Here is a 24606-nt window from a genome sequence, read left to right as displayed (position 1 = left end):
TCGATGTTCCACTCAGGTGTGCCGGTTGGTGAATTCGCGCTCAACGCTCTTCGGATTGTCGACGAGGTTCTGCTGTATCTCCTTGGCGACATCGCCAACGAACATCTCCTCGACGCCCTCGTTGAGAGCTTTGACCACGGCGCTGCCAAGCGCCTTGGGCGCGACCTTCGGGGGTGGCAGGGTCTGGAACCATTCCGTGTCGGTTGGCCCGGTGAACAGATTTATCACGCGCACCCCACCGCTGCGCAGTTCGCCGCGCAGGCAGTGAGAAAGCGAAAGGCAGGCGGCCTCCGCGGCGCTGTGGGTGCCGAACGCCGACCAATTGGCAAGCGCATGAACGGAGAAGATGTTGACCCAGGCCGCCGCGCTGTTGATCTGGTCCGCGCCGCGCCCCAGCATGGCGGGGGCAAACGATTGGGCGAGGTTCACGAAGCCCAGATAGAGCTGCTCCATTTCATCGCGGATGACGGTGGTGCGGCTACGGTCCAGAAGACCGCCGGGACGGATGAACTCCGAGGTGTTGACCAGAATATCGATCTTGCCGCCGATATCGGCCGCCAGTTCTCGAACCGAGCGTTCGTCTGGCGCATCGAGCGGTACGATCTTGAAATTGCCCTTGCGCAGCTTTTCCTCGCCGGGAAAGGGCTTCCAGGGCTCGGCGATGCCGACATAGACGGTGGCCCCGGTCTCGGCCAGGGCGCTTGCCACGGCCTGACCGATGGCGGAACGGCCGTTGGTCACCAGCACGCGGCGGAATTGGGGTTTCGCAACCATTTCGTACCACTGCCTGTCTTGGTCCATATTTGGGGTGGGTTCTGTGGGTATCGCAAAGAAGACGGCCTGGCCGGATTTGTCGAGCCGCAATGTCGCCCGCACGCGGTCGCCATCCTGGCAGTCGCCATGCAGGTGCGCAACGGCGATCGGGCCGCAGTCGAGCTTCACCATGCCGATCCGCCAGGGCATCCGCTCGCGAAAATAGCTGTCCGAGGTCACATGGGTGGTGGTCTCCGAGACGATCACGCCGCCATCGGGCGCATCGGTCAGCGCCAGATCGACCGACAGGCAGTTGGGGCAGACTTCGCGGGGAGGATAGATATAATCCTTGCATTCCGCGCAGCGCTGCAGCGCGAACCGTCCCTCGGCCGCCGCCTGGGTCAGCAGTTGCGCCGACCGGCTGCGGGCTGCGGGCGGAAGGGTCTGCTGTTGTGTCCGCTTGAGCGGGTTTTTGCGCTTCGGGGGATTGAGAGGCTCGACCATCATCTGTCTCCCGTGAGAATGACCGCGCCGGAGGACAGGCCTCTCGCGTAGTTGATCATGCCAAAACCGGATGCGAGGCCGACCTTTGCATCCTTGACCTGCGTCGGCCCGGCGGTGCCGAGCACCTGTCGCACGGCTTCGGTCAGTCCGATATAGGCGCCGCCCGCACCCGCCTGTCCAGACGAGAGCTGGCCGCCGGTGGTGTTATGGGGGAAATCGCCGTCGATCGTGAGGTCGTGGCTGCGAACGAATTCGGGGCCTTCGCCCTTCTTGCAGAAGCCGAGATCCTCGAACTGCATCATCACGATGAAGGGATAGTCGTCATAGGTCTGCACGAAGTCCATGTCGTCCGGCTTCAGCCCGGCCATGGCATAAAGATCGTCGATATCGGCAACCCAGCCGCCATGGGTCTGCACCACGTCGTCGGTGCGCACATTGTGCCGTTCGATGGTGCTGAGGATCTTTGCGCCGGCCAGCCCGTTCGCCGCCGCCGTCTCCTCGCGCATGATCAGAAACGCTTCTGCGCCGGCGCAGGGCATCACGCAGTCGAACAGGTGGATCGGATCCGAGATGGGTCTTGCATTCATGTACTGATCGAGCGTCAGGGGCTTCTTCATCAGCGCATTGGGATTGCGCAGGGCGTTCTGACGCTGCGATACGGCGATCCGTCCGAGATCCTCACGCTCGATGCCGAAGGTCTTCATATAGTGGCGCGCAATCATGCCGAAGCTGGCATTGGCGCCGCCCGCGCCATAGGGATAGGCCGCGTCCTGGGAAAATCGCGAAAAGTTCGACAGGGTCTGGCGGAAGCTATCCGTGTGGTTGGTATCGCCGGCAACGCAGACGACGACGTCGCAGTCGCGGGCTTCCACCGCTCTTGCCGCGCGGCGGATGGCGCTGATGCCGCTGGCCCCGCCGAGCGGAATGTGATCCAGCCAGCGAACGGACAGGCCCAAATGTTCGGTGAGACCAATGGCGGCATCCGAGCCGAGGGTGAAACTCGACAGGCAGAAGCCGTCGATATCGGCCTTGTCGATGCCGGAATCGTCCAGCAGCGATCGCACCGCGCGACCGATCCACCAATGGGCGGTCTTGTTGGAAAATCGCTCATAGGGGATCGTTACCGGCGTGGTGATCACCACGTTGTCATAGGGGCGTCGATTGCTTGTGGAATGCGTCATGGAGGGGATCAGCAGAGGTTCGGGGCAATATCGTCATTGCCTCTGGTTGCATTGGAAGACGGGCATAGCTTGCGCGCGTCCGCGATGATCTGAATTGTACTCGCCCCGCCATGCTCGGGCGGCGAGACGCTGAGAAGGAGCCCTTTGCCGTCCCGGCCGCCGAAAGCCGTTTGCATCGGCAGGTGGCGCTTCAGCTTCTTGTCCGTCATCCTCCCGATCTCCGTATCGATGAAACTCTGCCGGGCTATGCGCGGCGTGACTTTCTCAGCTTATAAGGCGCTTCCCGCAGCGTGGACACCGGTTTTCCGTCCGGAAAGCGCCAACAGCAATAAGACAGCGCATTTCTGATGATCCGGCCTTCACCGGAAATGCTCTGGCGGGCAATTGGGCCGTGAGGATTGCAGGCCGAGATATCTGCCTGACTTCCCCAAGGCTGAGGGTGCGGCTCCAGAACCGAACCAGTTCAGCCAATGTTTATTTTATATATAAAGAAAATTTGTTGCCCGCAATGGTAATTTGCGATGGCGCGATTTTCGTCCCCAGGACCCCAACGCTATGCCAGCCTGAAGCCGGTCCTGCTGTTCCGGCCCCGGACCGCCCGCCGCGCCATGTTTCTGTGGGGAAATGCGGTCGGACAGGCAAAACGACACGGACGGTTTGACGTCGGCTTGAGAGTATTATACATCTAAAATAATTGCAGTTTCGTTTGAATTTTCCGGGATACGATCATGCCAAAAGCTCATGAAAACGCCGCCCAGACGCAGGATAGCGCCTACGACCGGGCCTTAGCCGCGTTCCCGCCGTCCGACCGGATTCTCTCGACCATGCTGCTGCGCCAGGCCGAGAAATACGGCGACAGGATCTTGTTCACCTTTGGTGATACGCGCTGGACCTTTGCCGAGACCCCGGTCGTTGCCGCTGGCTGGGCGCAGCGCCTTGCCGAGGCAGGTATCGTCGCCGGAGACCGGGTTGCCATCCACTGCAATAATCGACCCGAATTCATGCAGATCTATCTCGGCTGCGCGTGGCTCGGCGCCATTGCGACACCGATCAATACGGCGTTCCGCGGCGCGCAGCTCGAAGGCGTCATGAACAATTCCACCGCCAGGATTCTGGTGATCGAGGAAGACAATCTCGGTGTTCTGGAAGGGCTCGAGAACGGAACGGCGGTCCCACCGCAGATATGGACGATCCGCAAGGACGGCATTCACGGTCCCGATGACGCCTTGATCACCGCGCCCGAAACCGTGGCGGATATGACGCCGCCGCCGGTGAAAGTCAGCGACACCGCCGTCATCCTTTATACCTCCGGCACGACCGGCCCATCCAAGGGCGTTTGCTGCCCGCAGGCCCAGATGTTCTGGTGGGGCGTCTATTCCGCTGAGGCTCTCGGCGTGCGCGAAGGCGACGTGCTGATGACCATGCTGCCGGTCTTCCACACCAATGCCTTGAACTGTTTCTACCAGGCGCTGATCAATGGCTGCGAATATGTGCTGGAACCCAAGTTCACGGCGTCCGGTTTCTGGCGGATATGCAAGGAACGCAAGGCCACCGTCACCTATCTGCTTGGCGCCATGGCGGCCATTCTGATGGCCCAGCCGCAACGTCCGGAAGAAACCAGTCACAGCATTCGCGTGGCCCTTGGCGGCGGCGTTCCCGGCCCGCTCCACGAGCCCTTCCGCGAGCGCTTCAACGTGCCGCTGGTGGACGGCTACGCGTCTACCGAGACCAATTTCGTGTTCTGGAGCCGCATTCCTTCGGATCGACCGGGCGGCATGGGCTATCTGAGCAGTGGCGCGGAAGCCATCATCGTGGACGAATACGACAGCGAGGTGCCGGACGGCGAGGCCGGCGAACTGCTGCTGAGGCCGACCCAGCCCTATTCGTTCGCCACCGGCTATTTCGGCATGCCGGACAAGACCGTCGAGGCGTGGCGGAATTTCTGGTTTCACTCGGGCGACCGGGTGCTGCGCGAACCGGACGGCAGCTTCAAGTTCATCGACCGGATGAAGGACGCCATCCGCCGTCGCGGCGAAAACATCTCCTCCTGGGAGGTCGAGCAGGAACTGCACAAGCATCCCGCCGTCGATAGCTGCGCGGTGTTTCCGTTGCCTTCGGAACTGGGGGAGGACGAGGTGGCCGTTGCCGTCAAGATCAAGGCGGGCAAGGCGCTGGAACCGGAAGAACTGGTCGCTTATGCACAGATGCGGCTCGCGAAGTTCGCAGTCCCGCGCTTCATCCGCTTCGTCGACGAAATGCCGCATACCGAAAACGGCAAGATCAAGAAAACCGTGTTCCGCGATCAGGGGCTTGTGGAGGGCATCTGGGATCGCGAGAAGGCCGCAAAGGCCTGATCTTTTGAACGCGCAGGGTAAGGTTCAGTCGCCTGTCAGATTGCGGCGACCGGATCTTCTCCGGCGTGTCATTGTCTCAAGTGTCGCGCGTGACGGCACGCATCAGATACATGCCGAAGGTCACCACGCTTACCAGCACATAGGACCAGACGATCGAGGCCGGTCCGAAATTTGCGGCCGGCACGAGCACGAGCACACCAAGGCCTGACAGGGCGAATTGCAGGAAGCCCAGCATGCCGGCGGCGCTGCCGAACGATGTGTCCAGCGCGCTGGTGGCGCTGGCGGTCGCGCTTGGCACAACCAGTCCGTGCCCCAAGGTCAGAGTGCCGACAAGCAGGAACAGCCAGAACACCGAGAGTGATCCCGCCACATAGATCGCGGCGAGCGGCACCGACAGCGTGAAGGCGAGCGCAGTGCCGAACCCCATCATCCTGTTGACGCCCAACCGCTCGGCAAGCCGGCCAGAGGTGAGATTTCCCAGCATGAAGCCAACTGCCGGGATGGCGAAGAGCGCGCCATAGGAATTGGGGCTCAGGCGGTAATGCTGTTCGAGCACGAACGGTGCGGCTGCAAAGAAGGTTTGCGCCAGAAAGCTCGGCAGGATGACCTGCCAGGTGAAATAGCGGAATGCTTTCGACTGCAGCAGACGGCCATAGATCTCGACGGTCGAACGGGGCCGCGGCGGACGTCGGGAGACGACGTTGGGCACCATGGCGCTCACCGTCACCACGAGCAGTATCGATATGGCCGACAGCAGTGCGAAGTTCCCACGCCAGCCGATGCTCGACTGAATGTATCCGCCCGCCACCGGCGCGAGCATCGGGATCACCATGATGCCGACCGTCATGTAGCCGAGCATGGCGGCGGCGCGTTCCGTCGGGTAGAGTTCGCGCATGAGCGCCCGCGAGGTCACCATGCCCGACGACGCTCCGACCGCCTGAAGAATCCGTCCCGCGACCAGCCATTCGAAGTTCGGCGTCACCATGCAGATCAGGCTTCCCAGGGCGAACAGGATCATCCCCACGATCAGGGGAGGCCGGTGGCCGAACCGGTCGGAAAATGCGCCGAACACCAGTTGCGGCACGGCGAGGCCAAATAGAAACACCGATTGCGCCAGAGCTATCATAAAGGACGACACGCCCAGCGCCGTCTCGATGGCTGGCAGCGATGGGGTGACCAGCGTCATGCTGGCGGGACCAAGGCCAGCCGACAGTCCTAGCGTGGCGACGATGACCAGCGGATTTGGATTGTTTGTCTGCGCCAATGGCGTGCCTCCCCCGGAAAACAAGCGTCACCCGGCGAGGATAGCAACAGGACCGGTCCATACGCCGAGATATTGTTATACATATAAAATAAAATATTGGAAGAAGCCTGTTTCGTCTCGGGAGAGGGGCTCTTCCGCGCTGGCGAATGGGCCGACGCGCTCAGCCATCCAGTACGGGTGAGCGGGCCAGCCCCATATTCCTGAGTGCCGCCGCAAAATCGCCGAGGCGCTTTTCCCTGTAGGCCTCGGGATCAATGTCCTTGAAATTGTAGAAGCCCTCACCGGATTTGAGGCCGATGCGGCCGGCCTCCATGTTCTCCGCGATGATCGGAGGCGCGGCATAGCGCTCATCGCCAAGTGCGCCGACGAGATAGCGCGAGGCATAGTGCAGGATGTCGCCGCCGCCCCAATCGATGAATTCCAGCAGGCCAAGGATTGCGAAGCGAAAGCCGAAACCGTGGATAATCGCCTTGTCGATATCCTCGGCCGTGGCCACACCCTCGCCGACCATGCGCGCGGCCTCGTTCATCGCCAGTGTCTGGATGCGCGGCACGATATAGCCGGGGCGCGCGGCGCAGACCACCGGCACCTTGCCTACGCTTTCGAGCAAGGCGATCAGCTTTTTGGTTGTCGCGTCACCGGTATTGGCGCCCGGCGAGACTTCCACCAGAGGAACGAGGAAGGCGGGGTTGAGCCAGTGCGCGTTCAGGAAGCGCTCCGGATGGACCACCGATCCCGACAGGTCGTCGACCAGAATGGTCGACGTGGTGGATGCGATGATGACCTCCGGCCCGGCCATGGCGGAGATCTCGGCGAACGCCTCGCGCTTGAGATCGAGGATCTCCGGAAGTCCTTCGAAAACGACGCTGGTATCCACAAGGGCGATGGCCGCTTCGCCCTTGGGAACCACCCGCACGCGATTGGCGATCATGTCGATATGCTGGTCCTGCATAAGGCCGATCCGGGCCAGCATCGCCAGCGTCGAGGCTATCTCGTCGCGAACCTCCGCGACGAGACGGCCGAAGCCGTCCGCGTCGCGGTCCTTGAAGTCGATGATGTCGACGGGATGGCCGGCATAGGCGAACACGACGGCTATGCCGCGCCCCATGCGCCCTGCGCCGAGGCAGGCGATCTTTTCTCTCATCTGAAACCCTCGACAAGCAGGTCCCGAAGCGCGTCCCGGTCCAGATGATCGAGGCCCAGCGCCGAACGGCTGCGTCCGGTCTTCATGAAATCCTCGCCGACGATCGCGCCGCCAATGGCCATGAAACCGTTGACGAGCGGCGTCGACACCCCGGCCAGCGCGCCGAACGAGGACAGCAGGGACAAGCCCATGCGCGTGTCCTCGAGCATGTAGCGATGTGCTGTCAGATCCAGGCTCTCGTTCCAGTCCCGGGTTTCGCTGATGGTGTCGTGGTCTTCGCGGCCGTACATCCACAGTTCGCCGGTCTTGCTGTAGTGATCGGCGAGGGGGAAGTGCGGCGCGCCATAGCCGAACGCTTCCCGCACCGCGATGCGCTCCCGATCCAGCGCGTCGGTGACCCGGCGAACGGCTGGCTGGGTGCCTTCGGTATGAATGTCCCAGGTGTCGAAATGCTCGATCGCCGCCGCGTTCATCACGATCAGGGGCGGGTGGATGATCGGCCCGGCATTCATCAGGGCGGCCGATAGCGCATCACCGCAATCCTCGATTACCCCCGGAAACGCGCGCCCGATCACCTCCAGCGCATGGGCTGATTTGGATTGCGGGAACACGCCTGTCGGCAGCCTTACGCCGCGCCCCGACAGACGAACCTCGTAAGCGCCTTTCTTGCGCGCAAGCCATGGCAGCGTGCCGGTCTCGGCGAAGGCGACGTCCGTCGACCCGCCGGCGTCCTTGACGGTTTTGGCGAAAACATAGCTGCCGAAAGTGCCCGGCGGCAGAAAGACCACCTGACCGTCCTCCAGATGCGGCGCGGCGAGCCGCGCGATCGAAACCTGCGCAAACGCCGGCAAGGGGCAGAGGATGAGTTCGGCCCCGGCAAGAGCCTCGGCGATGGAGCTTGTTATGGTGTGCAGCGTCACGACGGCCTCCTTGCGGCCCTCGATCAGCGTGATGGTGCCGCCCGCCGCGCGGTGCGCGGACACCTGCGCCTCATCGCGTCGCCACAAGCGGACTTCGTGGCCGGCGAGCGTGAGGTCTGCCGCGGCGGCAAATGACCCGTTTCCTCCACCCAGAACCGTAATAATCATATGCGCTTCACTCCTTGTGCATGTGCATTGGGGCGCCGACCGGGACGGCTACATGTTGGACGGCAGGAACAGGACCAGAGCCGGGAAGAGCAAAAGAAGCGCGACCCGCAGGATGTCGATGACCAGAAATGGCACCAGACCCCTGAAGATCGTACCAAGCGACACGTCGCGGACGACGGAACGCAGCACGAAGGCATTCAATCCGACCGGCGGCGTGATGTAGCTGATTTCCGAGACGACCACGACAAAGATCCCGAACCAGATTAGGTCGAAACCCTGGGCCGCGACGATCGGGACGAAGATCGGGATCGTGAGGGTGATCACCGAAAGCGCTTCGAGCATACACCCAAGCACGATGTAGATGAGCACGATCAGGAGCATGGTCACGTAAGGATTGTCGCCGAAAGCGCCGAGCAGCGACTGCATATCTGAGGTCATACCGGACAGGTTGACGTAATTGGCGAAGGTCAGCGCGCCGAACAGGATGAAGAACATCATCGCCGTGGTCTTGGCTGTATCGAACAAAGTGTTAAGCGTTTCCCGCCATTTGAACCGGCCTTTGGCGATCAGCAGCAGCAGCGCGCCCCCGGCGCCCATGCCGGCGCTTTCGGTCGGGGTGAAGACGCCGAAATAGATGCCGCCCATGATGAAGGTGAAGATCAGCAGCGCGCCGGAAACGCCGCGCAAGGCATAGATGCGCTGCATCAGCGGCAATTTGGGCTCTTCGGGCAGGTTTACGCCGCGCCGGCGCACCGAATAGATGACCGCGATCGCGTATCCGAGGATGCCGACGATGCCGGGTATGATGCCGGCGATGAACAGTTTGCCGATATCCTGCTGCGTCATGATGCCGTAGATGACCAGGATGACCGAAGGTGGAATCAGGATCCCAAGGGTGCCGCCTGCCGCGATCGAGGCGGTGGAGAGCGTATCGGGATAGCCGAACCGGCGCATTGACGGCATGGCGATCTTGGACATGGTCGCCGCGGTCGCAAGAGATGATCCGCAGACCGAGGAAAAGCCGCCGCACGCGACGATCGTCGCCAGCGCCAGCCCGCCCCGGCGATGGCGCAGCCACGCATAGGCCGCATCGTACATTTCCTTCGCGACGCCGGACTGTACGACGAAATTGCCCATCATCAGGAAGAGCGGAAGGATGGACAGCGAGTAGGCGTGGCTGTTGTCAAAGAATGTCTGCCCGAGGAGGGAAAAAGAGGCCTGCCAGCCAATGATCGAGGCTGTGCCGATCGTGCCGACAAGCGTGAGGGCGAACGAGATCGGGACGCCTGCCCCGAGCATGATAAAGAGCAGGGCGATGCCGACTTCCCAGCTACTCATATGGTCTTATCCTGGTCTTGAACGTGATGTGGACGCCGGGGCGGGGTAAAGCCGACCAGCAGGGTGACAAGCACGGCGATGCCGGTCAGGACCGAGGTAAGGTAGGCGACGGGGGCGACGGGGATATCCAGACTGTCGGTCACCGCGCCGTAGCCCGCCAGATTGTCGCCCACGATCCACAGCCGCCAGCACACCACGCCCAGAACTGCCGCCGACAAGACGGCGACCAGCGCCCGCCGGAACGGCTCGACGGAGAGTGGCGTTTGCGCGGTGATGATGTCCACAGTGATGTGTTCGTCATCGAGGCCCGCTGCCGGCAGCCCCACAAAGATGATGGCCGCCAGCAGCAGTTCTGTCATTTCGGTTGCGCCGATAAGAGGGCGGTTCATCAGGTAGCGTCCGACGACGTCCACGATCGTGAGCATCATCATGGAGACCAGCATCAGGCCACATAATATTTTGAGACCCAGAACGGCGATCTTCATTGGTTTGGAACGCATGCCCGTGACCTCCCCTTCAAGCGATTGCCTATTCGGCCGATACCTTGGCCACTTCGGCCTTCATCATCTCATAGGCGGCCTGGCCGTCGATCCCCGTGGAGGAGACTTCTTCGATGCCTTTTTCGATGACCGGCTGAAGCTTCTCCCTGAGGGACGCCATATCCGCGTCGGAGATCTCCTGGATTTCAACCGTGCCGGCCATTGCCTCGCGGGCGTCGCCGTCGATCCGGTCCCACATCTGGCCTGCCTTGCGCGCCAGCGCCTCGCCGCTGATCTTGTCGATGGCGGCCTGGTCCTCTTCCGAGAGGCTTTCCCAGGTGTTCTTGCCCATGATCATGAAGAAGGAGGTGTTATAGAGACCGCCGGGAACCATAAGCCCTTTCGACAGCAGGCCGTCGAGATTGAAGTATTTCACGGATTCCAGCGGGAACAGGATGCCATCCGCCACACCCTGCGACAGAAGCTCGTATGCCTTGGACGAGGGGCCTTCGACCGGCGCGGCGCCGAGCGTGGTGGCGACCTCGTGCGCAACGCCGCCGCCGACGCGCATCTTCTGGCCATTGATCTGCTCGATGCTGTCGATATCGGGATTCTTGAAAAAGGCCCCGCCGGGCCCGTGGGTGAATACGCTCAGCACGTGTACGTCGTCGTATTCGCCGGCATCTTTCAGCATGGCATCCCAGGTGCGCCAGTAGGCAACCGAGGTCGCTTCGGCGGTGTCGCCAAGGAAGGGCAGTTCGCCGATGACCATCGTCTTGAACCGGCCCGGCGTGTAAGCCTGGTTGCCCTGCGCCAGATCGATGACGCCGTTCTTGACGAGGTCGTAGTGAGCGGGAGGAGCACCCAGCGGAGCCGGTAGTATTTCCACTTTCACCCGGTTCTCGGTGACCTTCTCGATATCCTCGGCGAAGGGAACCAGAACATCTTCCACCAGCGGGTGAGTGGGCGGCAGCCAGATCGAGAACCGCATCGTGGTCTCGGCCCATACCGTGTTGGAGGCCTGCATCAAAAACAGAGCGGATGCAGCCGCGAGCTTTCCGATATACTTCATCTGTGACGTCTCCTTTTTCAGTCGTTTACATATAAAATTTTGTAACGTTCTTCTGTTCAAGGGGAGGCGTTGAACTGTTCTCGCTGCGGATTTTTGGTGCTTAGTTGTCGGCGTATAGCGGCGCAAGCGTTCGCTGAACGTCACGCAAAAGGTGTAGCGAGCACAACATCGGATGACCCGGTCTCCCTCCGGGCATTGCTCCGTATACCATCAGTCCCCTCTCGTGATCGGGCATGCTGGCCTCGATCAATCTTCTTATTTAGGAGAAAATTCACATGAAAATGGTAATTTGTCAATGCGCGTGATCCGCAATCGGTCACGCTTTGTTGGCTCGCCTGCTTGAGCAGTGTGCGCTCGGGGCCCAAATCGCTTCGGCCGGCATTCGAGGCTCGCGTTCAAAGCCTATGTTCAAGGCCGACGTTCAAGGATTGAGATTGGAGAAGATCTTCCGGGTGATCACATTGACGGCATGCAGGTCATCAGTCTCGATATCGTGACAGGCCTGAATCGCGATCGCGCGGGCCTTCTGGAAAACCACCGCCATCTTCTCACGCCCAAGCTCGGTCAGAAATACATCCGTGGAGCGTGCGTCCTCGGTCGATGGCCTTGTGTCCACAAGACCCTCCGCCGCCATCCGCTGAACCAGTTTGGCAATGGTGGAAATCCGGATCATCGTTTCTGTGGACAGCTTGGTGACAGTGGCGGGCTCGCGTTTCTCGAGAATGGTGAGGATACGCCAGCGAGCCACATCCATGCCCACCGGTTTGAGAGCTGCATCGAGGCGCTGATGATAAAGTGAGAGGACCCGTGCAAGATTGTAGAAGGGAGACGTCTGATAATCGAAGTCGTCTTTCGTCGGGTCGAGGCTCACCTTAGGCTCGGTCGTCTTGCTCATTTGAACTGAGTTCTCCATCCCCGGCGTCCCGTGATGATGCCGATCCAGTCTTTCCAAGTTGCGCAAACGCAGTTTGAATACGTCTTAAACATCATCTGCAGGGCCGCGAGCAAGGCGCTTTTTGCGGCGACTGCCGTTTCCAATCCCTCAAGTATACCCAAATTCGTTTGAATATTCTAGCAAATATGCTAGTTCCAACATGCGTATCAACCAAATAGCGACCGAGGCGGCTGGCGAAAAAAGACCAGAATGACAGGCCTGTTCTCGGGCTGAGAGGACCGCCGGCAAACGGTTTCGAGGGAGAATAGTATATGACGGATTCAAAACGAGCATCATTCACGGCTATGGCAGAGAAGGAGCCGGATGCGCTGCATCGGCAGTTGCAGGCCTGGTTCAGAGCGGAAGGGACGGAGGACGCCGAGGCGGTCCTCCACTGCTTCGAGCCCGGCTATCAGATGGTCGGCGCGGCAGGCAATGTCGTGAGCATTGAGGCCATGCATGTCGGCTTTCCCAAGCAGCGCGGCAGCCGACCGACGCTGATCATGGAAATCAGCGACGTGGAAATCCGTCATGTCGAGGGCAAGACTGCGCTTGTCCGCTACAAGGAGCGCCAGATTCAGGACACCGGGACCAATGATCGTTGGGCAGCGGCGGTGCTGGTGGATCGGGGCGAGGGGAAGCGGCCGGGTTGGTTGTTTCTTCAGGAGACCTTTTGCCCATAAGCGGCCAGTCCTGATTGGCTCAAGCCGCTATCTGGTCTGGCTTCGAGGTGGTGGTTCTGCTTTTTGTCAAAAAAATATTCGACATTTCGAGTGAATATTCTCATAATAGGCAAAATCGCGGAGGAGCGTAGACATGACGGTTTCGCAGGACGACTTCCGAATAGGCATGCGGCAATTGGCTGCCGCGGTTAACGTGATCACGGCGGGCGCCCCCGGCGCGCGTGCAGGCATGACGGCGACCGCGGTGATGTCGCTGACCGCCGAGCCGCCGCAACTGGGCGTCGCGGTCAATCGCTCCAACGCCTCGCACGCGGCGATCACCGCTGGTGACGGCTTCGTGGTCAACGTGCTGCGGCGCGATCAGCATGAGATCGCCAGCGCCTTTGCCGGCGGCAAAGGGGCCAAGGGCGAAGAGCGCTTTGCCTATGGCGCGTGGCGCACCTCCGGGCGCGGCGCGCCAGTGTTGTCCGACAGCGCCGCGAGCTTTGAATGCAGCCTCGCACAGTCGATCGAGTTTTCCACGCACACGCTGTTTGTGGGACTTGTCGAAGCGGTGTCGGTGATGCCGGACGAGCAGCCGCTGCTTTTCATGAACGGCACCTGGGCAAGCCTTGTCCGCGCCAAAAGCGAGCAGATCGCGGCTTATGAAGCCGTCGTGGGAGAGGTCGACCAAGCGCTCGACAGGACCATGAAGACATCGGGTTCGGCAACAGACCAACTCGGGGATTTCGCGCGGGTCTTTATCGACCTGAACGCCCCCAGGGTGGATTTGCTGCGCGAGTTTTATTCGCACGAGAACTTTGCCGCCGCCGACGAACTTCAAGGCGTGAACGAGCGCAAGCGGAATGTGGAAGACAAGCTGCGCGCACTGTTGAAGCGTGGAAAGGAAAGCGGTGAGTTCGATGTCGACGACCCGGACATGGCCGCCAACGCCATCATCGGCATGCTCAACTCCATCCATCGCTGGCCGCGGCGCGCGCATCAGCGCGACGCGGAGTTGCTGAGCCGTGGAATTCTCAAATTCGTAAGCGCAACCCGCGAACCGGAAGCCAGGTAACCCTCAGTTGGCACCTGGCGCCTGAGGCGCGAAAAGACAGACAGATAGAGCAATTCCGGTTTGCGCCGGAAAAGCCCTGGAAAAAGGGAGACGAGCATGAGCGACCAAGTAATTGAAGCGGTTGAGGGAAAAGGCGAGCTGGAGAGCCTCAAGCAGGAGGTCCGGTCGCGCCGCGAGGAGTTCGAGACGCTGCGGCATATTCCTGGCGATATCGTCCGGAAGCTGAAGAAGATCGGCGTCTATCGTGCCTTTGTGCCCAGGTCTTTGGGTGGCGACGAGCTGTCCCCTGCTCAGTTCCTGCATCTCATCGAGGAACTGTCGCGCGCCGATGCGTCAACGGGCTGGGTCGCCAGCTTCGGCGTCAGTTCCACCTATCTTGCCGCGCTGCCCAAGGACACGTTCGAGCACATTTACGGCCAGAACCCGGATCTGACCTTTGCCGGATCGATCTTTCCCCCGCAAAAGGTCGAGAAGACCGACAAGGGCTTTCTGGTCAGCGGCCGCTGGCCTTACGCGTCGGGCTGCATGGGCGCTGATCTGATTGGCGGCGGCATCATCGATGACTCCAACGAAAGCCCCTTGCCGCGTATGGCGGTCATGCCGGCCGACAGGGTCGAGATCGAGGAGGTCTGGGATACGGTGGGACTGTGCGCGACCGGCAGCCACGACATCGTCGCGAAAAATGTCCTGGTGTCGGCGGACTGGACCTTCATCCGAGGCGCGAAAGCCGAGCGGAGCGAGCCGATCTTCAAATACCCGGCAATGGCGCTGGCGGCTCAGGTGCTTGCGGTCGTCGGGCTTGGCGCGGCGCGCGAGGCCCTCGACTTCCTGCGCGAAAGCGCGGGGCGCAAATCGATCACCGGCGGTCCCTCGGCCGGCGCCAAACCCTATGTACAGCAGGAACTCGCCAAGGCGGAAGCCGCGCTCGCCGGCGCGCGCGCATTCTTCTATGAGGTCACCGACAAGGCCTGGGAGCAGATTCTGGCGGGCGATCCGGTTTCGCCCGATGTGCATCTCAATCTTCGCCTCGCGTCCACCGAAGCGGCGCGGGCCGGGGCCGATGTTTCTAGGCGCGCTTTCGAACTCGGCGGCACGCCCGCCATCGTTCGCGGGCACACGCTGAACCGGTGCATGATGGACGCAGCCGCCGTCGGTCAGCACGCCTTCATGGGCATGGGAACCTGGACGGCGGCCGGCGCGGTCATGCTCGATCAGCCGGGTTTTCCCGGCTATCCCTGAGGCCGCAGGTTTCGAAACGCGACGATGTCACCTGTCGAGGTGGCATGAGACAACCGGAAAGGACGACTGATATGCACGCATTCTCCCGCGCCCGCGATTTACGGGCCGCCGCTTACATCGAGGGCGCATCGTGATGGCCGCGCCCGAGGTTGATGGAATGCAGACCGCCGTGGTCACCGGCGGCGGAAACGGGCTCGGCGCGGATATTTCGCACGCCCTGCATGAGGCGGGTTTTCGCGTCGTGGTCTCGGACGTCGACATGACGGCTGCCGAGGACGTGGCGATCCGGCTCGACAGCACCGGCCAGACGGCTGTGGCGGCAAAAATCGATGTCTCGCAGCCCGGCGACTTCCAGTCGGCGCTCGACATGATCGTCGAACGCTGGGACAAGGCGCATGTTCTGGTGAACAATGCCGCGCGCACCGAGGTGAAGCCGCTGCTCGACATCGATCCGGCGGACTTCAACAACATCCTCGCGACAAATGCGGGCGGATGTTTTGCCGGCAGCCAGATCTTCGGTCGGCACTTCAAGCAGAACGGCTACGGGCGGATCATCAATCTCGCCTCGATCGCCGGACAGAATGGCGGCACGGCGACCGGCGCGCATTATGCCGCCTCAAAGGGCGCCATCCTGACGCTGACGAAAGTTTTTGCGCGCGACCTCGCCGCGTTCGGGGTGACGACCAACGCCATAGCGCCCGGTCCGCACGATACGCCGATGGTGCGTTCCGTCCTGACCGACGACAAGCTCCCCGCCGCCTTGGCCGGTATCCCGGTCGGGCATCTGGGCGATCCGAAATTCGTCGCGAAGCTCATCGTTCTGATGGCGGGCCCGGAAGCCGGCTTCGTCAACGGGGCCTGCTTCGACGTCAATGGCGGCATCTATATGCGCTAAGGGAAATCCCCGGGGGCGAAATAGCCGCCCGGGGTATCTGCCAGCTACTGATAGTGGTGAACCACTGCCTTAAGCCTTGTGTGTCCCAGAACCGACTCCTTGCCGAGATCGAAACCCTGGCCGGAATTCTTCCAGCCGCCGAAGGGCAGGGCCATATCCAGCGCGTTGTGGACGTTCACCCAGACCGATCCGGCCTCAAGGCCCCGGGTCATGGCCCGGACGCGGTCGAGGTCCTGCGACCAGACGCTGGCGCCCAGGCCGTATTCCGTGTCGTTGGCGAGGCGTAGCGCCTCTTCGTCTGTATCGAATGATGCGGCCACCAGCACCGGACCGAAAATCTCCTCGCGCACCGGGGTCATGTCGGCAGTGACGTCGGCCAGCACTGTCGGCTCGATATAAGCGCCGCCATGATCGGGAGCGCCGCCGCCGGCGACGACGCGCGCGCCCTGGCTGCGCCCGGCCTCGATATAGCCGAGCACCCGTTCGCGTTGCCTGTGGTTTGCCAACGGCCCCATCTGCGTTTCCGGGAGCAGCGGCGAGCCAAGCTGAATGTCCCGTGCGATTTTCGAAACGCCCTCAAGAACGTCCTCATAGTGGCGCTTGTGGACGTAGAGGCGGGACCCGGCGCAGCAATTCTGCCCGTGATTGCCGAATATACCCCAGGCGGCTGCCGGTATGGCGCGATCGAGATTGGCGTCCTCCATGATGATGAACGGGGACTTGCCGCCCAGTTCCATGCTCACGCTTTTGAAGGAACCGGCGGTCGCCTGCGCGATCAAACGCCCGGTCTCGGTGGAGCCGGTAAAGGTGATCTTGTCGACATCAGGATGCCGGACGAGGGCCGAGCCCAGTTCGGGCGCACTGCCCGTGATGATGTTCAACACGCCTTCCGGAACGCCGGCTTCAAGAGCGATCTCGGCGAACCGCAACGCGGTCAGCGGGGTCTGCGGCGCGGGTTTCAGCACCATGGTGCAGCCCGCCGCAAGCGCAGGCGCGATCTTCCAGACGGCGATGCCCAGAGCGACGTTCCACGGAACGATCGCGGCGACAACGCCAATGGGCTCGCGCAACGTGAAGCCATCGAAATCGCCGTCGGGAATGTAGGGCATCGACAGCGGCATCGTGCTGCCTTCTATCTTCGTTGCCCAGCCGGCCATGTAGGTGAGGAAATGGTTCGAGTAATCGACATCGATGCCGCGCGTATTGGCCAGCAACCGTCCCGATTCCACGGCGCCGATCTCCGATATCTCCTGGCCGTTCTGCTCAAGTAGCGCCGCCATGCGCAGCAGGCAGTTCTGGCGCTCATTGGGACGCATGCGGCCCCACGGCCCCTTGAGGGCGCGCCGTGCTGCGGCGACAGCCGTATTGACGTCCGCCTCACTCGCTTCGGTCGCCGTCGCAACCGGCCTGCCGCTTGTCGGGTCGATGATCTCGTATCGCGAACCGTCGGCGCTCGACTTGCCGTCGATATGCAGTCCGTGATCGCGATCGAGGAAGGCGCGCGCGGCGGCGCCCAGTCTGCCGAGGTCGTTGTCGAGCTTGTTCATTGCTGTCTCCATGGTGTGCGTTGCCGGTTAATTCCGGCTCTTTGTTTTGACGCATCGGGTTATCGAAAAACCGGATTCCACTTTTTCGCCCGATGCTCTAGGCGATGTCCATCTCGTGGGGTGGCTTGCCGATCGCTGCGGCGACCAGAGTGCGCGTATAATCGTGCCGGGGATTGCCGAAGACCTCATCGACGGGTCCCTGCTCGACAATCTCGCCCTTGTACATGACGAGCGCCCTGTCGCAGAGGTGGCGGACCACGGACAGGTCGTGAGAGATCAGCAACAGCGAAAACGGCGTCTTCTTGCGCAGTTCCCGCAACAGTTCCAGAATTTGCGCCTGCACCGAAACATCGAGACCGGACACGATCTCGTCGGCCACCAGCAGCCGCGGGTTCGAACAGAGCGCGCGCGCAATGTTGACGCGCTGTTTCTGGCCGCCGGAGAGCTGTTTGGGGAAGCGGGATATCATGTCCGGCGTCAGCTTCACATATTCGAGCAGTTGGCGCGCCAGTGCGTCCCGGCTTTGCGCAGATGGCGGAAGCCCCTTCGCTTCCACGGCTTGGGTCGTCAGGCTCCCGACGGTCCTGCGCGGATTGAGGGCCGATTCCGGATCCTGAAACACCAATTGCACCTGGTCGAGAATTCTGCGCCGGTTCGCGCTGGAATGGTCGGCGCCGTCGAGTTCGGCAACCCTCAATTCCCCTTCGCTGACATCTTCAAGGCCGACGATCAGTTTCGTGAGCGTGGTTTTTCCCGAGCCGCTTTCCCCGACCACGCCGACGAACTCGCCTTCGCGCACCTCAAAATTGAGGCCCTTGAGGGCTTCGACGTGGCGCGCCCGGCCGAACAGGTCCCTCAACACATAACTCTTGCGAAGATTGGAGGCCTTGAGAACGATCTTCTGCGAGGAGAAATCCTGCAGCGCGTCCATCGTTCCGGGCGGCGTTTCGATCGTTGCTGTGAGTTCGGAGCGGAAACAGGCGCTCCGGTGGCCGCCGATTTTGGTTTCAAGCGGTGGACGTTGCTGACTGCAGTGTTCGACCGCAAGGGGACAGCGGGGCGCAAATTCGCAGCCGCGCAGTTCATTGCGTTCGGCAATGCTGGCCATCGCCTTCGGCAGTATCAGCAGGGTTCGGTTCGCGGCCTCCATGCTCGGTGTCGCGAGGTTAAGACAGCGCGAATAGGGATGCCTGGGGTCGTTGAGAATGCTTTTTGCCGGTCCGTCCTCCACAATACGCCCGGCGTAAAGAACGCTCACATCGTCGCACACATCCGCAGCAAGCCGCAGATCATGCGTGATCAGCAGCACCGAGGTCTGGTGCGAGTCCCGCATTCTCTTGATCAGCTCCATGACGAGCGCCTGCATTGTCACGTCGAGCGCCGTTGTCGGCTCATCGGCGATGACCAGCCTGGGATTGGAGGCGAACGCCATGGCGATCAGCACCCGTTGCAGCATGCCACCGGAGAGTTGGTGGGGATAGGAATGCAAAAGTTGCGAAGGGTTGTGCAGACCGACCTCGTCCAGAAGTTCGATCGCGCGCGCCTTCCGGCTGGATTTCTGCTCGATGCCGATGCGCTTGAGGTGGCGCACGAACTGTTGACCCACAGTCAGGCTGGGATTGAGCGCGGTCATCGGCTCTTGCGGGATGAAGCCGATCTCACGCCCGAGAATTTGCCGTCGCTTGGGTCGCGACATTGTCGTCAGTTCGTGGCCGTCGAAGTTTATCCGGCCGTTGGTGACTTCGATTCCAGGGGCGAGCGTGTCGGCGATGGCGTTTCCGAGCATCGACTTACCGGCGCCGGATTCACCGATCACGCCAAGGATTCTTCCCGGCTCGATCGTCAGTGAAATATCGCTCAGGACCCGCGCTTTCGCCGCGGGCAGTCCCGCCTCCAGGCCGGATATTCGCAGGATAGGTACCGAGGCCATGGCAGATTGATCCAGTTTGTTATTGACGGGGGTCGAGAACGCGCCGCAATCCGTCGCCGAGCAGGTTGAAACCGAGCACGGTCAGGAAGATAGCGGCGATGGGCAGAAGCAGTCCCCACGGCGCCGAATAGACGTCCATGCGGGCATCGGCGATCATCTGGCCCCATCCCGGTTCATTGGGCGGAACGCCCATCGAGACGAAGGACAGGATGGCTTCGACGACGACGGAGATGCCCATCTGCAGGCTGAACAGGGTGATCAGCATCGGCATGGTCGCGGGCAGGATCTCGCGCGTCATGATGCGCAGGTGCGAAAATCCGATGAGACGGGCGAAGGAGACATAGTCCTTGCGCCGCGTCACCTGGACGTCGCTTCGCAAGACACGACAGAACCGCGTCCAGTCCACCAGAACGATGGCGAGGATCACCTTGTCGATGCCGATGCCAAGCCCGATGATCAACAGCATGGACAGCACGACGGGCGGAAAGGACAGCCAGACCTCGACAAGGCGGCTGATGAGCCAGTCGACCCAACCGCCGAAATAGCCTGCCAGATTGGCGAGCACCGCGCCGAGCAGCATCGCCCCGGTCGAGGCGAAGAAGGCGACATACATGGCGATCCGCGCCCCGTAGAGCAGGCGGGAAAGCGTGTCCCGCCCCAGGCTGTCGGTGCCCAGCACGTGTTCCATCGAACCGCCCGGGGCCCAGACCGGCGGCATCAGCATATTCAGCAGATCCTGGTCGTTGGGAGGGTAGGGCGCCAGCCAGGGGGCGAAGATCGCGGCGAAGAGAACGGTCGACGCCAATACCGAGCCGATGATGAAGCGCGTGTCGAGCAATCTGGTCGGAAATCGGCTCATGAGGAACGCAACCTTGGATTAATCATGTAGGCGAGAGCATCGGCGAGTGAATTGAAAAGCAGCGTGGTCGCGCAATAGATCAGCGCGACCGTCTGGATGACCTCCAGGTCGCTGGACTGCATCGACCGCAGCATCAGATTGCCAATGCCGGGATAGGAGAAGATCATCTCGACCAGCAACGTTCCGCCAAAAAGCAGGCCGAACTGAGTGCCGACGAGGATGATAACGGGCAGCATGGCGTTTTTCAGCGCCTGCCCGAACAGAATCTGGGTTTCGCTCAGGCCGCGCATCCGGGCCTGGCGGATGTAGCTTTCCTCATAGATCGAGATCAGGCTGGAATGCAGCACCCGGATGATCAGCGGGGCGAAGGCGAGGCCGAGCGCCATGACCGGCAGCACCATATGGGAGAGAACGCTGCCGATTAGCGTCGGGTCGCCGGTCAGGAAGGCGTCGATAACCAAGAAACCGGTCTGGTCGGGCACGATCATTCCCGGACCGAGACGCCCATTGACGGGAAAAATCTGAATGATCACGCCGAAAAGCAGGATGAAGAGCAGGGACAACAGGAAATCCGGCAGCGCCATCAGCACCGACGTTCCGAAAACCGCCGCGCCCTCAAGCGGCGTGCCGCGAACCGCAAACAGAGTCAGCCCGCCGGCCACGCCGACGATCACCGCAAAGATCAGTGCGCCGAGCGCCAGTTCGACAGTGGCGGGCAGGCGCGACAGTATGACCTCGCTGGTCGGCATTCGGTACTGGGCGGAATCGCCGAAATCACCCCGGACAGCCTGTCCCACCCAGTGGGCATATTGTTCCCAGATGGGTTTATCGAGCCCCATTTCCAGGCGCTTGGCCTCGACCTGTTCAAGGGTTGCCTGCGGCGGCAGCGCCATTTGAGCGGGATTGACCGGCAGTGCTCTCAAGGCCACGAACACCAGCATCGAAACGATGACGAACACCGGCAAAAGCGAGGCGAGGCGTCGTGCGAAGATCAACAGCAGTGATTTGATCAACTATCTCGGTCCCTGAAAGAGAATTGCTGACCGCCGCTGAGCGGCGGCGGTCAAGGGAGATCGACAGACCCGTTCAGGCCTTCGTGATGGCGCTGGGCAGAATCCAGCCATTGGTCCAGGGCTGGAAGTTGAACTGGTTGCTGAAGCCGATGGTCTGGATCGCCTGCAGCAATGGTATGATCGCCCCTTCTTCAATGAGCCAGCGGTTCAGCTCATCATATTTGCGGATGCGCTCGTCATAGTCCGCGATATCGAACAGCGGCTTGATCTTGGCTGTGATGTCGGGGCGCCGGAAAGTGGCGAACGGCAGATCGGCGTTGAACATGTTGCCGGTGAAGATTTCCGGGTCGCCGGTGCCGTTCTCCCAGACGAACAGCGACGCATCGGGAAGCTTGCCGGTGGCGTTGAGATCGTACCATTGCCCCTCGGTGATGACCTGGAGGTCCGTCTTGATGCCGACCTTCTCCCACATCGTCACGATGGCGCGGGCGATATCGTAATCGCCGGTGAAGTTGCCGTTGGTGGTTGCGAAACCGATGGTAACCGGATTGTCCGGGCCATAGCCGGATTGCGCCAGTAATTCCATGGCCTTCTCGGGATCGTAGGGGAATTCGAAATCCTCGGGATAGCCGGGCATGCCCGGGATCGAGGGCGCATCGATCGCCACGGCGTCTCCGCCGAAGAAGGCCTTGGACAACAATTCCTTGTTGATGGCGTAGTGGGCGGCAAGACGGATGTTCTTGTCCTCGAAGGTGCCGTCGGCGCGCACTGTGACATAAATGATCCGGGCGATCGGGTTGGCGATGGCCTTGAAGCGATCGGATTGCTGCAGGCGCTTGACGTCGCGGATCGACAGTTCGACGGCGAAGTCGACATTGCCGGATTCAAGCGCCGCAAGACGGGCCGTGGCGTCGGGAATGATCTCGAAGGTGAGCTGCTTGATGGCCGGCAACTCGCCCCAGTAGTCGTCGCGGCGTTTCAGCACGATCCGGCTGTCGCGCTCGTATTCCACCAGTTCATAGGGTCCCGAGCCCATTGGCTTGGTCTGCAGGCCCTCGATGCCCACCTTCTCGGCATAGGCCTTCGAAATCACGAAGCTCGCGCTGAAACTCAGCCATTGCGCCGGGGTGGCGAAGGGCTGCGAAAACCGCATGATGCCCTCGGTTGGCGAGATGATCTCGATGTCGGATACGACCCCGAAGCCGACAACGAGATCGATTTCATCGCCTTGCTGAATGCGTTCGAAGAAGGTGTAGCGGAAGTCCTCCATCGTCATCGGCGAACCGTCGGAAAACGTGATGTCGTCGCGCATCCAGACATGCATGCTCATTGCGTCGTCAGCCAGTTCCCAGTCCGTCAGCACATTGGGCGCCAGCTCGAGATTCTGAAGCTGGTCGATCGGCTGATCGAAAATGGTCTTGAGAATGGACTGCGGGTCGGGCGCAAGCCGCTGGTTGGGATCCCATGTTACCGGATCGGAGGTCCAGGCGATCGAGACGTTTTCGATTTCGCCATCATCGGCAAAGGTAAGATTCGGGCGGGCCACCAGTGCCCCTCCGGCCGCGGCTGCGAGCTTCAGGAACAGTCGCCTGTCGATCTTGTTCATCGGTATTCTCCTTGCTTGGCTGAGGACACGAATGCCGCATTGCAGACCGCTCCGGTCCGCTGAATAAAAAGTCCGACCGTTTTGACGCGCGATTGCGGAAAGTCCGCGGCCGAAACTGCAAACCAGTGAGCGTAGAACATGGTATATCTAGTTCCGGTCTGTTCATCGCAGTCTTGGTACAGCGGAGCCAGTTTGGACGGTCGAACGAACTCATGTGAGTGTAGAGGACACCAAAACCCGCGATCCATGCACTTTGTGACCGAATATTTTGCATTAGCGGCCATAATCGCGCTATTGTTTCGTAAGTAAAATAAAATTTGGGGACGGCGGTCGCCGCCGCCTACCGTATTGGAGTAGGCCATGCAGACCAACGCTAAACATGCCGCTGGAACGGGAACCTATGAAGTTGCCGGTCGCAGCGAAGCCCTGCCGGTCGTGCGGCGCTTGTTCGTTGACGCCATTGTCAGGGAACTAACGGGTGACGGCAAGAACCTGACGGACCTCTTGTACCGGCATGGCCTGACCGATGGCCCGGCCGTGAGCCCATATGCGATGATCCCGTTGCGCGCCTATGTCGGTTTCTTCGAGGATGCGGCCAACCTGCTGGAGCGGCCCTATCTCGGCCTGGAAATGGGCCAGGCGTTTCGCGCCTGGGAGATTGGTCCGGTCTATTCCCTGCTTGCGACGGCCCAGACGTTAAGAGGTGCTCTGGACGTATTCGCGCGTTTTCAAAGGTTATGGCAGAGCCATACCACCATGGCCTGCAAGAGGCAGGAAGAGCAAAGCGTATACGTCTACATGATCGACGATCTGAGCGTATGGCCGAGGCGCCAGGACGCGGAATACGCCATAGCGGGCCTGTGCGGCATGGTGCGGCAATTGCTGTCCGACCGCTGGAACCCTGTGGAAGTGAGGTTCGAGCACGACGTTTCCGACCGCGCAGAGGTTCTGCGTCGCTTCTTCAAATGCAGGATCAGAGGCAACGCCTCCGCCAACGGCATGGTGCTTCGCGAATCCGATCTCGAGCGCCCCTTAAGCAATTGGCTGCGCTTCAACGAGGCAGCCCGTCAGATCGTCGAGAGCCACCTGTTCGATCTGCTCAGCGCGCCGGAAGAGCCTCATTGCTCGCTTCCCGAGCGTGTTGCGCTGATCGTTGCGCGGCGGCTCGGCCGGGAGGCTATCGATCTTAAATCGGTGTGCGACGAACTCGCCGTCAGCCCCCGCACCATCCGTCGCCAACTCAGCGCGCACGACACGAGCTTCAGAAAAATCGTTAATGACGAACGCTTGAAAAAGGCCCGGAATCTGATGAGTGGCGGAACGATCACCATCGAGCAAATGGCCGAGCATCTCGGCTATGGAAACCAGGCGGCGTTCTCTCGCGCCTTTCGGAGTCTGACCGGCGTATCGCCGAGTGCTGCGCGCAAGGCTGTCCGCAGACAATCATCCCATCCTTGATGTGAAAACGCCACCGATTTTGCCTGCGCGCAGCGGTCCGGAGAGCCGCGACCGTCCCCACGGAGCGTGGCCGGAATTGTAACGTAAATGACCGCAAGCGCAATTCATGGGGGTCTGCCCATGCAGTACCACTCAAAAACCGTTCGCCGGGAGTTGGCAGACGGCCCGTGATTGAAACCTCCGCATATCCGGACATGTCTTGGGCCGT

Annotated in this window: 21 protein-coding genes; 6 read left to right on the top strand and 15 right to left on the bottom strand. The window is 61.3% G+C overall.

Going from position 1 to position 24606, the window contains the following annotated elements:
• Window positions 1-12: 12 nt before the first annotated feature.
• From K7H91_RS11495 to K7H91_RS11485, 3 genes are read right to left on the bottom strand one after another with little or no spacing between them, the layout of a single operon-like run.
• Window positions 13-1257 (bottom strand): SDR family NAD(P)-dependent oxidoreductase, encoded by a 1245-nt coding sequence (locus tag K7H91_RS11495; RefSeq protein WP_230720372.1) that lies wholly within the window; start codon window positions 1255-1257, stop codon window positions 13-15.
• On the bottom strand, window positions 1257-2438 hold the full coding sequence (locus tag K7H91_RS11490; RefSeq protein ID WP_230720371.1) for a thiolase family protein: 1182 nt from the start codon (window positions 2436-2438) through the stop codon (window positions 1257-1259). Before K7H91_RS11490 ends, K7H91_RS11495 begins: the two co-directional genes overlap by 1 nt.
• A gap of 8 nt (window positions 2439-2446) precedes the next feature.
• On the bottom strand, window positions 2447-2647 hold the full coding sequence (locus K7H91_RS11485; RefSeq protein WP_230720370.1) for a hypothetical protein: 201 nt from the start codon (window positions 2645-2647) through the stop codon (window positions 2447-2449).
• Between the two features lie 519 nt (window positions 2648-3166).
• Between K7H91_RS11485 and K7H91_RS11480 the strand changes: the two genes are divergently transcribed.
• Window positions 3167-4792, top strand: a complete 1626-nt coding sequence (locus K7H91_RS11480) for an ATP-dependent acyl-CoA ligase (protein WP_230720369.1) — start codon at window positions 3167-3169, stop codon at window positions 4790-4792.
• A gap of 76 nt (window positions 4793-4868) precedes the next feature.
• On the opposite strand, the gene K7H91_RS11475 is transcribed toward K7H91_RS11480, so the two are convergent.
• From K7H91_RS11475 to K7H91_RS11445, 7 genes are all read right to left on the bottom strand, one after another.
• Entirely contained in the window at window positions 4869-6056 is a 1188-nt protein-coding gene (locus K7H91_RS11475; protein ID WP_230720368.1) for a multidrug effflux MFS transporter, read from the bottom strand.
• Window positions 6057-6216: 160 nt separating this feature from the next.
• Complete coding sequence (locus K7H91_RS11470) at window positions 6217-7200, bottom strand: 3-hydroxybutyryl-CoA dehydrogenase (RefSeq protein ID WP_269066170.1); 984 nt, start codon at window positions 7198-7200, stop codon at window positions 6217-6219.
• Window positions 7197-8288 (bottom strand): NAD/NADP-dependent octopine/nopaline dehydrogenase family protein, encoded by a 1092-nt coding sequence (locus K7H91_RS11465; RefSeq protein WP_230720367.1) that lies wholly within the window; start codon window positions 8286-8288, stop codon window positions 7197-7199. The genes K7H91_RS11470 and K7H91_RS11465 overlap by 4 nt, the downstream gene beginning before the upstream one ends.
• A 48-nt stretch (window positions 8289-8336) precedes the next feature.
• Window positions 8337-9626 carry a TRAP transporter large permease gene (locus K7H91_RS11460; protein ID WP_230720366.1) on the bottom strand — a complete coding sequence of 430 codons (1290 nt, stop codon included), beginning with the start codon at window positions 9624-9626 and terminating at the stop codon, window positions 8337-8339.
• Window positions 9623-10126: a TRAP transporter small permease gene (locus K7H91_RS11455; RefSeq protein WP_230720365.1), complete on the bottom strand. Its 504-nt coding sequence runs from the start codon at window positions 10124-10126 to the stop codon at window positions 9623-9625. Before K7H91_RS11455 ends, K7H91_RS11460 begins: the two co-directional genes overlap by 4 nt.
• 28 nt (window positions 10127-10154) lie before the next feature.
• Window positions 10155-11177, bottom strand: a complete 1023-nt coding sequence (locus K7H91_RS11450) for a TRAP transporter substrate-binding protein (RefSeq protein WP_230720364.1) — start codon at window positions 11175-11177, stop codon at window positions 10155-10157.
• 421 nt (window positions 11178-11598) lie between these two features.
• On the bottom strand, window positions 11599-12072 hold the full coding sequence (locus K7H91_RS11445; RefSeq protein ID WP_230720363.1) for a MarR family winged helix-turn-helix transcriptional regulator: 474 nt from the start codon (window positions 12070-12072) through the stop codon (window positions 11599-11601).
• A 311-nt stretch (window positions 12073-12383) separates the two neighbouring features.
• On the opposite strand from K7H91_RS11445, the gene K7H91_RS11440 reads away from it, so the two are divergent.
• The 4 genes from K7H91_RS11440 to K7H91_RS11425 all read left to right on the top strand — a co-directional run bounded on the left by K7H91_RS11440 (window position 12384) and on the right by K7H91_RS11425 (window position 15985).
• Window positions 12384-12794 carry a DUF4440 domain-containing protein gene (locus tag K7H91_RS11440; RefSeq protein WP_230720362.1) on the top strand — a complete coding sequence of 137 codons (411 nt, stop codon included), beginning with the start codon at window positions 12384-12386 and terminating at the stop codon, window positions 12792-12794.
• Between the two features lie 133 nt (window positions 12795-12927).
• Window positions 12928-13851, top strand: coding sequence for a flavin reductase (locus tag K7H91_RS11435; protein WP_230720361.1), 924 nt, complete (start codon window positions 12928-12930; stop codon window positions 13849-13851).
• Window positions 13852-13947: 96 nt separating this feature from the next.
• Window positions 13948-15090 (top strand): acyl-CoA dehydrogenase family protein, encoded by a 1143-nt coding sequence (locus K7H91_RS11430; protein WP_230720360.1) that lies wholly within the window; start codon window positions 13948-13950, stop codon window positions 15088-15090.
• A 157-nt stretch (window positions 15091-15247) separates the two neighbouring features.
• The gene (locus K7H91_RS11425; protein ID WP_230720359.1) at window positions 15248-15985 is read left to right on the top strand and encodes an SDR family NAD(P)-dependent oxidoreductase; all 738 of its coding nucleotides are present in this window, start codon (window positions 15248-15250) and stop codon (window positions 15983-15985) included.
• Between the two features lie 44 nt (window positions 15986-16029).
• Here K7H91_RS11425 and K7H91_RS11420 read toward each other — a convergent pair whose 3' ends face one another.
• The 5 genes from K7H91_RS11420 to K7H91_RS11400 all read right to left on the bottom strand — a co-directional run bounded on the left by K7H91_RS11420 (window position 16030) and on the right by K7H91_RS11400 (window position 22940).
• Complete coding sequence (locus tag K7H91_RS11420) at window positions 16030-17532, bottom strand: aldehyde dehydrogenase family protein (protein WP_230720358.1); 1503 nt, start codon at window positions 17530-17532, stop codon at window positions 16030-16032.
• A 97-nt stretch (window positions 17533-17629) separates the two neighbouring features.
• The gene (locus K7H91_RS11415; protein ID WP_230720357.1) at window positions 17630-19462 is read right to left on the bottom strand and encodes an ABC transporter ATP-binding protein; all 1833 of its coding nucleotides are present in this window, start codon (window positions 19460-19462) and stop codon (window positions 17630-17632) included.
• 19 nt (window positions 19463-19481) lie between these two features.
• A complete protein-coding gene (locus K7H91_RS11410) occupies window positions 19482-20321 on the bottom strand; it encodes an ABC transporter permease (protein WP_230720356.1) in 840 nt (279 codons plus the stop codon).
• Complete coding sequence (locus tag K7H91_RS11405; protein WP_230720355.1) at window positions 20318-21334, bottom strand: ABC transporter permease; 1017 nt, start codon at window positions 21332-21334, stop codon at window positions 20318-20320. Before K7H91_RS11405 ends, K7H91_RS11410 begins: the two co-directional genes overlap by 4 nt.
• Before the next feature lie 73 nt (window positions 21335-21407).
• Complete coding sequence (locus K7H91_RS11400; protein WP_230720354.1) at window positions 21408-22940, bottom strand: ABC transporter substrate-binding protein; 1533 nt, start codon at window positions 22938-22940, stop codon at window positions 21408-21410.
• 360 nt (window positions 22941-23300) lie between these two features.
• Between K7H91_RS11400 and K7H91_RS11395 the strand changes: the two genes are divergently transcribed.
• Complete coding sequence (locus tag K7H91_RS11395; protein WP_230720353.1) at window positions 23301-24398, top strand: AraC family transcriptional regulator; 1098 nt, start codon at window positions 23301-23303, stop codon at window positions 24396-24398.
• The last annotated feature ends 208 nt before the right edge of the window (window positions 24399-24606 follow it).

Source organism: Martelella mediterranea, assembly GCF_021021415.1.
In the GTDB taxonomy this organism is placed as follows: Bacteria; Pseudomonadota; Alphaproteobacteria; order Rhizobiales; family Rhizobiaceae; genus Martelella; species Martelella mediterranea_C.
This window is presented reverse-complemented; position numbering and strand designations above follow the sequence as displayed.

What these genes read in the sequence shown, in the direction of transcription:
- K7H91_RS11495 (WP_230720372.1), bottom strand. Translation starts at nt 1,257, where the DNA reads ATGGTCGAGCCTCTCAATCCCCCGAAGCGCAAAAACCCGCTCAAGCGG.
- K7H91_RS11490 (WP_230720371.1), bottom strand. Translation starts at nt 2,438, where the DNA reads ATGACGCATTCCACAAGCAATCGACGCCCCTATGACAACGTGGTGATC.
- K7H91_RS11485 (WP_230720370.1), bottom strand. Translation starts at nt 2,647, where the DNA reads ATGACGGACAAGAAGCTGAAGCGCCACCTGCCGATGCAAACGGCTTTC.
- K7H91_RS11480 (WP_230720369.1), top strand. Translation starts at nt 3,167, where the DNA reads ATGCCAAAAGCTCATGAAAACGCCGCCCAGACGCAGGATAGCGCCTAC.
- K7H91_RS11470 (WP_269066170.1), bottom strand. Translation starts at nt 7,200, where the DNA reads ATGAGAGAAAAGATCGCCTGCCTCGGCGCAGGGCGCATGGGGCGCGGC.
- K7H91_RS11465 (WP_230720367.1), bottom strand. Translation starts at nt 8,288, where the DNA reads ATGATTATTACGGTTCTGGGTGGAGGAAACGGGTCATTTGCCGCCGCG.
- K7H91_RS11460 (WP_230720366.1), bottom strand. Translation starts at nt 9,626, where the DNA reads ATGAGTAGCTGGGAAGTCGGCATCGCCCTGCTCTTTATCATGCTCGGG.
- K7H91_RS11455 (WP_230720365.1), bottom strand. Translation starts at nt 10,126, where the DNA reads ATGCGTTCCAAACCAATGAAGATCGCCGTTCTGGGTCTCAAAATATTA.
- K7H91_RS11450 (WP_230720364.1), bottom strand. Translation starts at nt 11,177, where the DNA reads ATGAAGTATATCGGAAAGCTCGCGGCTGCATCCGCTCTGTTTTTGATG.
- K7H91_RS11445 (WP_230720363.1), bottom strand. Translation starts at nt 12,072, where the DNA reads ATGAGCAAGACGACCGAGCCTAAGGTGAGCCTCGACCCGACGAAAGAC.
- K7H91_RS11440 (WP_230720362.1), top strand. Translation starts at nt 12,384, where the DNA reads ATGACGGATTCAAAACGAGCATCATTCACGGCTATGGCAGAGAAGGAG.
- K7H91_RS11435 (WP_230720361.1), top strand. Translation starts at nt 12,928, where the DNA reads ATGACGGTTTCGCAGGACGACTTCCGAATAGGCATGCGGCAATTGGCT.
- K7H91_RS11430 (WP_230720360.1), top strand. Translation starts at nt 13,948, where the DNA reads ATGAGCGACCAAGTAATTGAAGCGGTTGAGGGAAAAGGCGAGCTGGAG.
- K7H91_RS11425 (WP_230720359.1), top strand. Translation starts at nt 15,248, where the DNA reads ATGCAGACCGCCGTGGTCACCGGCGGCGGAAACGGGCTCGGCGCGGAT.
- K7H91_RS11420 (WP_230720358.1), bottom strand. Translation starts at nt 17,532, where the DNA reads ATGAACAAGCTCGACAACGACCTCGGCAGACTGGGCGCCGCCGCGCGC.
- K7H91_RS11415 (WP_230720357.1), bottom strand. Translation starts at nt 19,462, where the DNA reads ATGGCCTCGGTACCTATCCTGCGAATATCCGGCCTGGAGGCGGGACTG.
- K7H91_RS11410 (WP_230720356.1), bottom strand. Translation starts at nt 20,321, where the DNA reads ATGAGCCGATTTCCGACCAGATTGCTCGACACGCGCTTCATCATCGGC.
- K7H91_RS11400 (WP_230720354.1), bottom strand. Translation starts at nt 22,940, where the DNA reads ATGAACAAGATCGACAGGCGACTGTTCCTGAAGCTCGCAGCCGCGGCC.
- K7H91_RS11395 (WP_230720353.1), top strand. Translation starts at nt 23,301, where the DNA reads ATGCAGACCAACGCTAAACATGCCGCTGGAACGGGAACCTATGAAGTT.